The organism is Abyssibius alkaniclasticus (assembly GCF_020447305.1).
Lineage (GTDB): Bacteria > Pseudomonadota > Alphaproteobacteria > Rhodobacterales > Rhodobacteraceae > Abyssibius > Abyssibius alkaniclasticus.
Genome location: NZ_CP095732.1, coordinates 2,266,229 through 2,278,686 on the forward strand (window position 1 = coordinate 2,266,229; position 12,458 = coordinate 2,278,686).

12 protein-coding genes are annotated in these 12,458 nt (G+C 62.0%); 7 read left to right on the forward strand and 5 right to left on the reverse strand.

The genetic code is table 11. The features are described from left to right. The 3 genes from LGT41_RS11310 to LGT41_RS11320 all read right to left on the reverse strand — a co-directional run bounded on the left by LGT41_RS11310 (position 1) and on the right by LGT41_RS11320 (position 2,731). Positions 1–705, reverse strand: a complete 705-nt coding sequence (locus tag LGT41_RS11310; RefSeq protein WP_274126992.1) for an ABC transporter ATP-binding protein — start codon at positions 703–705, stop codon at positions 1–3. Further along, complete coding sequence (locus tag LGT41_RS11315) at positions 702–1,484, reverse strand: ABC transporter ATP-binding protein (protein ID WP_274126993.1); 783 nt, start codon at positions 1,482–1,484, stop codon at positions 702–704. The genes LGT41_RS11310 and LGT41_RS11315 overlap by 4 nt, the downstream gene beginning before the upstream one ends. Before the next feature lie 65 nt (positions 1,485–1,549). Further along, on the reverse strand, positions 1,550–2,731 hold the full coding sequence (locus tag LGT41_RS11320; protein ID WP_274126994.1) for an ABC transporter substrate-binding protein: 1,182 nt from the start codon (positions 2,729–2,731) through the stop codon (positions 1,550–1,552). 153 nt (positions 2,732–2,884) lie between these two features. On the opposite strand from LGT41_RS11320, the gene LGT41_RS11325 reads away from it, so the two are divergent. Genes LGT41_RS11325 through LGT41_RS11335 form a run of 3 tightly spaced genes read left to right on the forward strand, consistent with a single transcriptional unit; the run spans position 2,885 to position 5,123 of the window. Next, a complete protein-coding gene (locus LGT41_RS11325; RefSeq protein WP_274126995.1) occupies positions 2,885–3,586 on the forward strand; it encodes an ABC transporter permease in 702 nt (233 codons plus the stop codon). Next, positions 3,583–4,290 (forward strand): ATP-binding cassette domain-containing protein, encoded by a 708-nt coding sequence (locus LGT41_RS11330; RefSeq protein ID WP_274126996.1) that lies wholly within the window; start codon positions 3,583–3,585, stop codon positions 4,288–4,290. Before LGT41_RS11325 ends, LGT41_RS11330 begins: the two co-directional genes overlap by 4 nt. After that, a complete protein-coding gene (locus LGT41_RS11335; protein WP_274126997.1) occupies positions 4,287–5,123 on the forward strand; it encodes an ABC transporter substrate-binding protein in 837 nt (278 codons plus the stop codon). The genes LGT41_RS11330 and LGT41_RS11335 overlap by 4 nt, the downstream gene beginning before the upstream one ends. Here the strand turns inward: LGT41_RS11335 and LGT41_RS11340 are convergent. Continuing rightward, positions 5,052–6,254: an MFS transporter gene (locus LGT41_RS11340; RefSeq protein ID WP_274126998.1), complete on the reverse strand. Its 1,203-nt coding sequence runs from the start codon at positions 6,252–6,254 to the stop codon at positions 5,052–5,054. The genes LGT41_RS11335 and LGT41_RS11340 overlap by 72 nt on opposite strands. Before the next feature lie 209 nt (positions 6,255–6,463). On the opposite strand from LGT41_RS11340, the gene LGT41_RS11345 reads away from it, so the two are divergent. Both LGT41_RS11345 and LGT41_RS11350 read left to right on the forward strand, forming a co-directional pair. Continuing rightward, a complete protein-coding gene (locus LGT41_RS11345) occupies positions 6,464–6,676 on the forward strand; it encodes a DUF1127 domain-containing protein (protein WP_274126999.1) in 213 nt (70 codons plus the stop codon). 126 nt (positions 6,677–6,802) lie between these two features. Further along, positions 6,803–7,342, forward strand: a complete 540-nt coding sequence (locus LGT41_RS11350) for a GFA family protein (RefSeq protein WP_274127000.1) — start codon at positions 6,803–6,805, stop codon at positions 7,340–7,342. Here the strand turns inward: LGT41_RS11350 and LGT41_RS11355 are convergent. Then, positions 7,339–9,717 (reverse strand): ATP-dependent helicase, encoded by a 2,379-nt coding sequence (locus LGT41_RS11355; RefSeq protein ID WP_274127001.1) that lies wholly within the window; start codon positions 9,715–9,717, stop codon positions 7,339–7,341. The genes LGT41_RS11350 and LGT41_RS11355 overlap by 4 nt on opposite strands. Positions 9,718–9,862: 145 nt before the next feature. Between LGT41_RS11355 and LGT41_RS11360 the strand changes: the two genes are divergently transcribed. Further along, positions 9,863–10,549: an NAD(P)H-dependent oxidoreductase gene (locus LGT41_RS11360; RefSeq protein WP_274127002.1), complete on the forward strand. Its 687-nt coding sequence runs from the start codon at positions 9,863–9,865 to the stop codon at positions 10,547–10,549. After that, the gene (locus LGT41_RS11365; protein WP_274127003.1) at positions 10,549–12,423 is read left to right on the forward strand and encodes a cation:proton antiporter domain-containing protein; all 1,875 of its coding nucleotides are present in this window, start codon (positions 10,549–10,551) and stop codon (positions 12,421–12,423) included. The genes LGT41_RS11360 and LGT41_RS11365 overlap by 1 nt, the downstream gene beginning before the upstream one ends. Positions 12,424–12,458: the final 35 nt, after the last annotated feature.

Here is a 12,458-nt window from a genome sequence, read left to right on the forward strand (position 1 = left end):
TCAGCCCCCCAGAAAAGATGCACGAACTTCGGGGTTGGCCAGCAAGGCCGCGCCCGTGTCGGTGAAACGGTTGGCGCCCTGCACCAGCACATAGCCCTTATCGGCAATGTTCAGCGCCTGGCGGGCGTTTTGTTCGACCATCAGAATGGCAATGCCGGTTTTGGCAACCTCCAGGATCCGGTCAAACAGCTCGTCCATCACAATGGGGGAAACCCCTGCGGTTGGCTCATCCAGCATCAGCACCTTGGGTTGGGTCATCAGCGCGCGGCCCACGGCCACCTGCTGGCGCTGCCCGCCCGAAAGCTCGCCCGCTGGCTGGTGGCGCTTTTCCTTGAGAATGGGAAACAGGTGGAACACCTGCTCCAACGTGGGGCGGATATCGTCATCCCGGATGAAGGCGCCCATTTCAAGGTTTTCCAGCACGGTCATCGTGGTGAATACATTGCTGGTTTGCGGCACAAAGCCCATGCCGGCGCGCACGCGGTCTTGTGGGGACAGCGTGGTAATATCGCGCCCGCCAAGCTTTACGGCCCCCTTGCGCAGTGGCAACATGCCGAACACCGCCTTCATGGCGGTGGATTTGCCCGCACCATTCGGCCCGACAATCACCGCGATCTGGCCTTTCTCCACGGCAATCGTGCAATCATGCAGAATATCGGCAGCGCCATAGCCGCCGGTCATCGCTTCGCCGATCAGATAGCTCATGCGCTGGCCTCCGGTTTGTTTTTCAGGCCGGTGCCCAGATAGGCCTCGATCACCGCCTCATTGGCTTTCACCTCGTCAGCCGTGCCCCTGGCCAGCACGCGGCCCTCGGCCATCACGATGACCGGGTCGCACATGCGGCCGATGAAATCCATGTCATGCTCGATCATGCAGAATGTATAGCCGCGTTCGCGGTTCAGTCGCAAAATCGCATCGCCGATTGTGTTGAGCAGGGTGCGGTTCACACCCGCGCCGACCTCATCGAGGAAAACGATCTTGGCATCCACCATCATCGTGCGGCCAAGCTCCAGCAGCTTTTTCTGCCCGCCGGAAAGGTTGCCGGCCAGCTCGTCGGCCACATGCGAAATTTCAAGGAATTCAATAACTTCATCGGCCTTGCGCCGCACTTCGGCTTCCTGGTTGCGCACGGCCTTGCCTTTGAACCACGCGTTCCACAGCGCCTCGCCCGCCTGGCCGCCCGGCACCATCATCAGGTTTTCGCGCACGCTCAGGGTGGAAAATTCATGCGCAATCTGGAAGGTGCGCAGCAGCCCGCGATGAAACAATTCATGCGGGGGCAGGCCGGTTATATCCTGGCCATCCAGCCAGATCTTGCCCGATGTCGGGGTGTAATGCCCGGCGATCACGTTGAACAGCGTGGTTTTTCCCGCGCCATTCGGGCCGATCAGCCCGGTGATGCTGCCTTCGGCAATTTCGATGCTTGTGCCATCAACAGCATGGATGCCGCCGAAATGCATGTGCAGATTTTCAACTTTGATCATTGGCCCACCTAAACAAACAGCCCGGCCATTGATAGGCCGGGCTGTTCAATTCCGTTACATGACGACTAGCGCATCATCACCGTGGTGTATTCACCGTCCACGACTTCGTATTCGCGGTAGGTGCCAGCGGCTTCACCCGGTCCGATCAGCTCCACATTGGTGGCACCAACATAGTCGATCTCGCCGCCCGCGGCCAGAATTTCGAGCCCCTTGGCCAGTTCACCCGGCAAAATCTGCTCGCCCGGTGCGTTGGCCACGGCCAGAACATTGGCGGCAACGGTTGCACGGTCGGTGGCGCCACCGGCGGCCATTGCCAGCGCAATCAGCGCGGCCGCATCGTAGGATTCGCGGCGGAACGAGCCGTCGGGGTCAACGCCATTGGCGTTTGCATAGGCGACAAACGCATCGGCGCCAGCGCCTTCAGCCCAGGGCACAGTGCCGATCGTGCCGTTCAGATCGTCGCCAATCGCGTCGATCAGGCTTTGCGCGAACATGCCGTCACCCAGTGCGAAACGGTCAAAGGCGCCGGTGTCAATCGCGGTGCGTATGATGCCCACGCCGCCCTGGTCGGCATAGCCAAGCACGACGAGAATGTCGCCACCGGCTGCGGCCAGCGCGCCAACCTCGGCCGAATAGTCGCCCTTGCCATCTTCATGGGCGGCATTGATGGTCACGGTGCCGCCCGCGGCTTCAAAAGCGGCGATAAAGCTGTCGGACAGACCTTTGCCATAGTCGTTGTTGGTATAGGTCACCGCGACATTCATGATGTCCTTGCTCATCAGAACATCGGCCAGAACCTGGCCCTGGCGCGCATCGGAAGGCGATGTGCGGAAGAACAGGTCATTGTCTTCGATGGTTGAAAGTGCAGGCGATGTGGCCGAGGGCGAAATCATCACCACGCCTTTGGGCACGGCCACGTTGCTGGCAATCGCGGTGGTCACGCCCGAACAATCGGCGCCCATGATGGCCACGACATTGTCGCTGTCAATCAGGCGGGTGGCCGCGGCGGTTGCTGCCGCCGAGTCGATGCAGGTCGAATCTGCGCGCACGGGCATCAGCATGTTGCCGGCAACGCCACCGGCGGCGTTGACTTCGGCCAAAGCAAGCTCGGCACTGGCTGCCATGCCCGGTGTCAGCGATTCAATCGGCCCGGTAAAGCCCAGAATAATGCCAACGTTAACCTCTTGCGCCATAGCATAGCTGCCAAGGCTCAGTGCGGCGGCGCTCGCCATCAATAGTTTTTTCATTGTCTCTCTCCCTTGAAAGGTCGGGTCATTCCCTGCGCGCATATGACGCGATTTGAAACCCAGTTTCAACAGCTTTCCGCTGTGGTTGATCGCCGGGTTTGCGCTGGTCAAGCCTTCTGGCCGCTTGTAGATTGCCCGCGAAAGGTATGGTGGATGGAGTCTCTGGGCGTAGCCTTTGGTCTGGTCGTGCGGTTTGATGCCGGTTTGTGGGCGGTCATCGGGCTCAGTCTGCGTGTCAGCCTTACGGCGGTTCTTGTGGCCACGCTGATCGGCGCCCCTCTGGGGGCGGTGCTGGCCACGCGGCAGTTCCGGGGCCGTCAGGTGCTTGTGGTGCTAAGCGGCGCCTTCATGGCGCTGCCGCCCGTTGTGGTGGGGCTGGCGGTTTATCTGCTGCTGTCACGCGCCGGCCCGCTTGGCCCGCTCGGGCTGCTCTTTACGCCGGGTGCCATGATCATCGCGCAAACCGTGCTGATCCTGCCCATCATCACCGCGCTTACGCTTCAGGCCGTGGCACCCGTTTATCGCGACTACAAGGGGCTGTTCGCGGCGCATGATGTCGCCCCGCTGGCCGCCTTGCGCATTGCCTTGTGGGATGCCCGCTTTGGCGTGGCCACCGGCATTCTGGCAGGCTTTGGCCGCGCAATTTCCGAGGTGGGGGCGGTGCAGATCGTCGGGGGCAATATCGACGGTGTCACCCGTGTGATGACCACGACCATCGCGCTTGAAACCTCCAAGGGGAACCTGGAATTCGCGCTGGCCCTTGGCCTTGTGCTGATCGTTCTGGCGCTGCTTGTCAATCTTGCCATTCTTGGGCTGGGCCGCTTTGGCCGCCGCTTTGAAGAGGCCCGCCTATGAGCGTTCCGCGCCTGTGCTTTGCGGCGGCGCGCTATGCCGTGCGCGGCAAAACCCTGCTTGGGCCGCTGGATATCACGCTGCAAAGCGCGGGTATCACCTGCATTCTTGGCCCCAACGGTGCGGGCAAAAGCCTGTTTCTGGCGCTGGCGCATGGCATGATCCTGCCGCATCAGGGGCAGGTGCAATGGAATGGCCAGCCCGCCGCCGAAACGCGCCAATCGCGCGGCTTTGTCTTTCAATCCACCCCCGTTTTGCGCCGCTCTGTGCGTGCAAACCTCACCTTTCCGCTGATCGCGCGCCGCAGCGACAGGGCCGGTCGTGCCGCGCGGGTTGATCAGGCCCTGCACGATGCCCGCCTTGCCCCACATGCCGACAGCCCCGCCGCCGCCCTGTCTGGCGGCGAGCGTCAGCGCCTTGCGCTGGCTCAGGCAATGGTGGCGCGCCCGGCTGCTGTTTTGCTGGATGAGCCCGGCGCCAGCCTCGACCCGGCCTCGGCGCGATTGCTGGAAGATATGGTGCGCCATGTGGCCGGGTCCGGCATCAAGGTGATTCTTGCCACGCATGATCTGCCCGCCGCCCGCCGCCTGGCCGATGATGTGCTGGTCTTCATCAACGGCCGCCTTGCCGCGCAGTCCGGGGCAGAGGCGTTTTTCACCGGCAGGCACGCCCCGGCGGTCATGGATTATCTGGAGGGCCGGTTGTGAAGTGGCTTGCGCTTGTTCTGGCGCTGCTGGCCGCGCCGCTGGCCGCCCAAACCCGGCTGCTTCTGGGGGCCACGCATACGCTCGACAATTCGGGTTTTCTGGCCGCTGTGCTGCCGCAATTCACGGCCGATACCGGAATCCGCGTCGATACGGTCGTGCTTGGCACCCGACAGATTCTGGCAATGGCCGAGCGTGGCGAATTCGATGTGCTGATCACGCATCATCGTCCTTCAGAGCTTGCCTTCATTGCCGCAGGCTATGGCACGGCGCGCAATGATCTGATGTTCAACGATTTTGTGCTGATCGGCCCCGCAGACGACCCCGCCGGCATTGCAAGCGCCGCCGATGCCCCGGCGGCGCTTGCCGCAATCGCCGCCAGCCAGGCCCGCTTCATTTCGCGCGGCGATGAAAGCGGCACGCATCTGCGCGAGCAGGAGCTTTGGGCCCAGGCCGGGCTGAACCCCGCCGGCGACTGGTATTACGCGGTTGGCGCGGGCATGGGGGCCACGCTGAACATTGCCGCCGCCCTCTCCGCCTATACGCTGAGCGACCGCGCCACATGGCTTACCTTTCAGGGGCAGGCCGGGCTTGCGCTTTTGTTTGAAGGCGGGGCCGGGTTGCGCAATGACTATAGCCTGATCGAGATCAACGCCGCGCGCTTTGCGCATATCAATGCCCAAGCCGCGCAGACCTTTGCAAGCTGGATGCTTGGCCCCAAAGGGCAGGCGGCGATTGCCGCCTTTCGCCCGAACGGCCAGCAGCTATTCTGCCCGGCCCGCCAGCATCCGGGGCAAGAGCAAGGCGGCAAGCCCTGCACCGCCAACGCCCAGTAGCGTGGCTTCCAGCCCAAAAATATCGACCAACGCGCCCTGCATGAACGCGCCTGCCGCCGTGGCCCCAAGCGCGACCAGCGACCACAGGCTCATGACCCGCCCGCGCAGCGCATCGGGCAATGTAAGCTGAATGCCCGATTGCAGGCTTACCCCCACCAGCGTGCCGCAAAAGCCAAGCCCGGCCACGGCCAACAGGCTCAGCCCCCAGTTCTGCGACAGGCCCAGCAGCGCCACCAGCACGCAACTGGCCAGCGCCGCCCAGATGGACCGCACCTTCAGCGCCTCGGCGGCGGGCGCATGGCCAAGCGCCTGAAGCATGGCTGACAGCAGCGCACCCGCGCCCGTGGCCGCGCTGAGCTGCCCCAGACCAACCGCGCCGCGCCCAAAGCCGCCATCGGCAATGGCGGGCAGAATTTCAAGCGCGCCGCGCCCGGCCAGTGCCGAAAGCCCGGTGATCCACATGGCTTCGCGCACCAATGTGTTTTCGGCCGCATAACGAAACCCGTCGCGCATTTCGGTGATGAACCCATGCGCCACCCGCGCCGGGCCGCGCGGGGCGGCCAGCGGCAGGCGCCACAGCACCAGCACCAGCGGCAGGGGCGCAAGGCAAATCGCACCCAGCGCCGCCCCCACGCCCCATTGCGCGATCATCACACCGCCAATCGCCGGGCCGATCAGCCGCGACAGGTTGAAGTTGAGCGAGGTGACCACCACCACCGATGTCAGCGCCTCACGCGGGGCCAGCCGGGTGATCAATGCCATGCGCACAGGGGTATAGGCGCTTGCCGCCAACCCCGCCGCCAGCGACATGATGGCAAGCAGCGGCGCGTTCAGCAGGCCCGCCAGAAACAAAACCAGCATCAGCACCGAAATTGCAATCATCGCGAACTGCGCCAATATTGCCGCGCGCCGCAGGTCTATCCGATCGGCCATCACACCAAAGAACGGCCCCGACAGCACGGCCGGCACAAAGTTGATGCCCGCAACCAGCCCCACAAAGCTGGCGCTGCCCGTCATCTCCCAGGCGAGCCACCCCAGGGTAATGCGCTGCACCCATGTGCCGTTGATCGCCACGAAGGCCGCCGAAATATAGGCCCGGAACTGCGGCGATTTCAACGATGTCAGGTTCATTCAGGGCTTCCTGTTCGAATGGGGGCGCGGGCAACAGGTCGGGCCGCCAAGGTCATCGGAATGCCAAATCATTTCAAGGGGTCAAGCCATGCAATTTTTGCATAGCGACCGGGCAGAAATGGCCGTTGTTGCGGGTGCGAACATCTCTATATTGCATTGCAACAGAGGCGGCCCGATGTCGTCACTGCTTGAACGTAGGAAGATGAAAAATGGCATATGTATCAAATATCGCAGTATCGAAAACTGCCCCGAATGCAATCCGCGGCTGGTTCGCAACGCTGTCGCAGCGTTTCGCCGATAACCGCCTTTATGCGCGCACATTGCGCGAGCTGGAATCACTTGGCGACCGCGAATTGGCCGATCTGGGCCTGTCGCGCTCCAGCCTGCGCGACGTTGCGTATCAGGCTGTTTACAGCAAGTAAGAACAGGACATAGCGCGTCCTCCCCGCGCAATGTTCCAAACCGGCGCTGTCTGTATCTCCTCCCACAGACAGCGCCGTTTTATTTTGCAAGTTTTCATGTAGACTTGCCAGAATCGCGGAGGTTTCATGACAGGTCCGATCATCGCGCGCTGCCCCTGTGCTGCGAGCTATATCACCAGCCCGAAGCGCGCCACCGTGGCCGTTGTGTGTTATTGCACCGATTGTCAGACAGCAGGCAGGGCACTGGCTGCTTTGCCCGAAAACATTGGCGTCATGCAGGGCGATGGCGGCACGCCACTGGCGTTGTTTCCCAAGAAAAACCTGCAAATCCATGATGATCGCGGCGCATTGCGCGCCCATAAGCTGCATCCGAAAAGCCCGACACGGCGGCTTGTCTGCAGCCAGTGCAATTCCATGCTGGCGCTCGATTTCACCAAAGGTCCGTGGCTTTCGGTGCCCATCGCGCGTTGTCTCGCCCCCAGACCAATGGCCAATATGCGCATCATGACGCGCTCGCGCCCCGCCGGGCAGGCGGATTTGGCCGATGATATGAAGAATTTCGCCAATTTCCCGAAACGGCTGGTTTTCCCGCTCACACTCAACTGGGTGGCGGGCGGCTTTGCCACTCCGAAACTGCCGGCCTTCCCGCCGCTAAAAATGCCCTAGAACGGCACCTCGTCGGTGCTGACATAGCTGGCCAGCACATGTTTTTGCCCGGCTTTTTCAAAGTCGATATGCAGTTTGTTGCCCTCAACCCCGATGACCCGGCCATAGCCGAATTTCTGGTGGAACACCCGTGTGCCGATGTCGTGCAGCACCACGGCTTCGGCATCCAGCACCATGTTGCGCGCTTCGCTCGGCTGGCGCATGGGGCGCGCGCCGCTGCGTTTCTGCATCCGCGCCCAGCCGGGCGAGTTGTAGCTGTTGGCGCTGGCCACCCGCGCCTCCATTTCGCTGGCCTTGATGATCCCCTCAAACCCGCCGCCCGCACGCGGCGCCGCCGCCCCGAACCCGCCGCCATACAGGCCCGGCGGCGTCAGCACATCTACATGCTCGGGCGGCAATTCATCAATAAACCGGCTCGGCAGGGTCGATTGCATCTGCCCATAGGTGCGCCGGTTGGCGGCAAAGGAAATCGTGCAAACTTCTTCCGCCCGCGTAATGCCGACATAGGCAAGGCGGCGCTCTTCCTCCAGCCCTTTCAGCCCGCTCTCATCCATGCTGCGCTGGCTGGGGAAGAGCCCATCCTCCCATCCCGGCAGGAACACCGCCGGAAACTCCAACCCCTTGGCGCCGTGCAGCGTCATGATGGAAACCTTGGCGCTGCCGTCATCCGCCTCGTTATCCATGATCAGCGCGATATGCTCCAAAAATCCTTGCAGGTTTTCGAACTGCTCCAGCGCCTTCACCAATTCCTTGAGGTTCTCAAGCCGCCCCTGCGCCTCGATGCTTTTGTCATTCTTCCAGAAATCGGTATAGCCCGATTCCTCCAGAATAATTTCGGCAAGCTCGATATGGCTCAGCTCGCCCTCGTGCATGTGCAAGCGCCAGCGGTCCAGCGCGTCAATCAGCTCTGAAAGTGCTTGCCGCCCCTTGCCCGAAAGGCCGGAATCCACCGCAATCCGCGCGCCATCCAGCATGGATACGCCATTGTCCCGCGCCAGCCGCTGGATGGTCTGGATCGCCTTTTCCCCCAAACCACGCTTGGGCGTGTTGATGATCCGCTCCAGCGCCAGATCATCATCTGGGCTGCAAACCACGCGGAAATAGGCCATCGCATCGCGAATTTCGAGCCGCTCGTAAAAGCGCGGCCCGCCGATAACGCGATAGGGCAGGCCGATGGTCAAGAACCGGTCCTCGAAGGCGCGCATCTGGTGGGTGGCGCGCACCAGAATCGCCATTTTCGACAGGTCATAGGGGCGCATCCCGCGCGTGCCGCGCTGCATGGCCTCAATCTCCTCGCCCACCCAGCGCGCCTCGTCCTCGCCATCCCAATGGCCGATCAGGCGCAGCTTCTCGCCCTCTTTTTCCGCCGTCCACAGCGTTTTGCCCAAACGGTTGGCATTGCCGTTTATCACCGCGCTTGCAGCGGCCAGAATATGCGGGGTCGAGCGGTAATTCTGCTCCAGTCGCACCACATGCGCGCCGGGAAAATCCTTTTCAAACCGCAGGATATTGCCTACTTCCGCCCCGCGCCAGCCATAGATCGACTGGTCATCATCGCCCACGCAGCAAATATTCTTGTGCCCCGCCGCCAGCAGCCGCAGCCATAAATACTGCGCGACGTTGGTGTCCTGATACTCGTCCACCAGAATATAGCGGAATTTCTGCTGATAGTGTTCCAGCACATCCTTGTGGCGCTGGAAGATCGTCACGACATGCAGCAGCAAATCGCCAAAATCCACCGCGTTCAGCGCCAGCAGCCGCGCCTGATATTGCTTGTAGAAATCAACGCCCTGGTTGTTGAAATGCGCGGCTTCGGCCACCGGCACCTGTTCCGGCCCCCAGGCGCGGTTCTTCCAGTTGTCAATCACCCCGGCCAAATGCCGTGCGGGCCAGCGTTTGTCATCAATATTGGCCGCCTTCAGCAGTTGTTTGAGCAGGCGCAACTGGTCATCGGTATCCAGAATCGTGAAGTTGCTTTTCAGCCCCACAAGTTCCGCATGGCGGCGCAAAATCTTCACACAGAGCGAATGGAAGGTGCCGAGCCACGGCATCCCCTCAACCACCTGCCCGATATTCTGGCCCACGCGGTTTTTCATCTCGCGCGCGGCCTTGTTGGTGAAGGTCACGGCCAGCAAATCATAGGGCCGCGCCCGCCCCGTGGCCAGCAAATGCGCGATTCGCGCGGTCAGCGCCTTCGTCTTCCCCGTTCCAGCCCCCGCCAGCATCAAAACAGGCCCGTCCAGCGTTTCAACCGCCTGTCTTTGTTCGGGGTTCAGCCCGTCCAGATACGGCATCGCGGGCCGCGCCATAGCACGCGCCGACAGCGGCAAAGCCGCCGCCGCCTCAAATCCATCCGCATCGTCAAACTCGTTCATAGGCGCAGCCTAGCGTGTTTGCCGGGCAAGTTAAAGAGTTGTTCTCACTCTGTTCTTGCGGATTCCGCCCGTGTGTTTTGCCCGTCAAAATTCATACCTGTGCATTTGCGCCTTGGGGCCATATTATACCCGCAAAGGAGATGCGATGGCCGAATCTGTTAACCCGATCCTGATCATTCTCGCCCATCCGCGCCCGCGGCAATCGACTGTTGTAATGCGCATGGCGGCGCAGGCGGCCAAAATCGAAGGGGTCACGGTGCATGATATCTATGCCGAATATCCCGACTTTCTTATCGACGTGCCGGCCGAACAAGAGCTTTTGCGCCAGCACGAGGTGGTGATCTTCCTGCATCCGTTCAACTGGTATTCGGCCCCTGCCTTGCTGCGCGAATGGCAGGATGTGGTGCTGGAATATGGCTTTGCCTATGGCCGCCACGGGCAGGAGCTGCGCGACAAGGTGTTTTTCAACGCGGTCAGCGCCGGGCGCTCCATTTCCGAATATTCGGGCGAGCATGAAACCCATTTCACCTTGCGCCAGCTTGCCGCCCCGTTCGAACAAATGGCGCAGCTTTGCTCCATGATCTACCTGCCGCCCTTTGCGCTGACTTCGGCGCGCACGGCAGCGGCGGAAGACCGCCTGGCCCCTCATCTGGAAACATGGCGCGACCTTTTGCACGCTTTGGCGGCCGGCACGCTGAATTTAGAGCGTGCCGCCGCCAGCCCCTTTCTGGGGGCAGAAACACTGGCGCCACCAGAACCAGAACCAGAACCAGAACCGCAAGACACCCGCGAAGCCGAAAGCGAAGCGCAACCCCCCGACGAAGGACGATAATGGAAAGCTTTCTCTACCAGGCCTTTATCTATCTTGCCGCCGCCATCGTGGCCGTGCCCCTGGCGCGCCGCCTTGGCTTTGGCTCGGTGCTGGGCTATCTGGTGGCGGGGCTGGCCATTGGCCCGCTTCTGGGGCTTGTCGGGTCTGAAACCATAGATGTGCAGCATTTCGCCGAATTTGGCGTGGTGATGATGCTGTTTGTCATCGGGCTGGAGCTGGAACCGCGCGCGCTTTGGGCCATGCGCAAGGCGCTGGTCGGGCTGGGCGGTATGCAGATCGTGTTCACTACGCTGCTCATTTCGCTCATCGCCTGGTCGCAGGGCATTCTGCCCTCGGTTGCCATAGCCATTGGCATAACGCTTGCGCTTTCCTCAACCGCGATTGTCATGCAAACGCTGGATGAAAAGCAGCTTGCCCGCACCGATGGCGGGCGTTCGGCCTTCTTTGTGCTGCTCATGCAGGATATTGCGGTCATTCCGGTGCTGGCGCTTTTGCCGCTGCTGGCCATTCCGGGGCTGGAAATCATGTCGGCCCTGTCGGGCGAAGAGGCCGCTTCCTATGGCAACGGAACGAAGGAATGGATCGCCAGCCAATCGCCCATCATCGCTTCGGCCATTGTGCTGGGCGCGGTTGCGCTTGTCGGCGTGGTCGGGGTGTTTCTGGTCGGCCCGCTGTTTCGCTATATTTCGCATTCCAGAATGCGCGAGATATTCATTGCCACGGCGCTGCTGCTGGTCGTCGCCATCGCGCTGCTGATGACCGCTGTCGGCCTGTCCCCCGCGCTTGGCACCTTCATGGCGGGGGTTCTGCTGGCCAACTCGGCCTATAAACACCAGCTTGAAGCCGATATCGAGCCCTTCAAGGGGCTGTTGCTGGGCCTGTTCTTCATCACTGTTGGCGCGGGCATCAATACCGGCCTGTTATGGGACAAGCTTTGGGTCATCCTGTCGATCACCATTGCGCTGATGGCGCTCAAATTCGCGGTGCTATGGCTGGTGGGCTGGGGGTTCGGGCTGCGCGGGCGCACGCAATTGCTGTTTGCGCTGTCGCTCGCCCAGGCGGGCGAATTCGGCTTTGTCCTGCTGGGTTTCGCCACACAGGCCCATGTCATGGCCCGCCCCCTGGCCGAGCTTTTGGGCCTGGTCGTGGCGCTGTCGATGTTCCTCACCCCCGTGCTGTTCATCCTGTTTGACAAGATGGTGCAGCGCATGGGCGGCACAGAGGCGGCCGAAGATGACCGCCCGATGGTGCCCGAAGGCAAGATCATCATCGCCGGGCTGGGCCGCTTTGGGCAGGTCGTCAACCGCCTGTTGCTGATGAACGGCCACCCGACCACGGTGATCGACGGCAATGCGGAATCTGTCCACCGGATGCGGATGCTGGGCATAAAGGCCTATCTGGGCGATGTGACCCGCCCCGAATTGCTGATCGCGGCGGGCATATCCGAGGCGGCGGCCATTGTCGTGGCGATTGACGAGGCCGACAAGGCCGTCAAAATCGTCGAATTCATCCGCCAGAACTATCCGAATGTGCATATCGTTGCGCGCGCGCGGTCGCGCCACGATGTTTACCGGCTTTATGCGGCGGGGGCGCGCGATATCGTGCGCGAAACCTTTGATTCATCGGTGCGGGCCGGCAAATACACGCTGCGCGCAATGGGTATGCACCCCTATGATGCCGAGCGCGCCGCCGATGAGTTTGTGCGCGAAGACCGGCGGATGCTGCGCGACATGGCCGAAGACTGGAACCCGAAGCTGCAACTTCACGAAAACCCGGCCCTTCTGGCCCGCATCCGCGAGCAGAATCTGCGGATCGAGGCGATGCTGCGCGGCGAAACAGATCCGGCAACCGAGGCGCGCAGCGACAAAGGCTGACACCGGGGGAGAGGGCGGGAAAGCAGCGGGGCAGG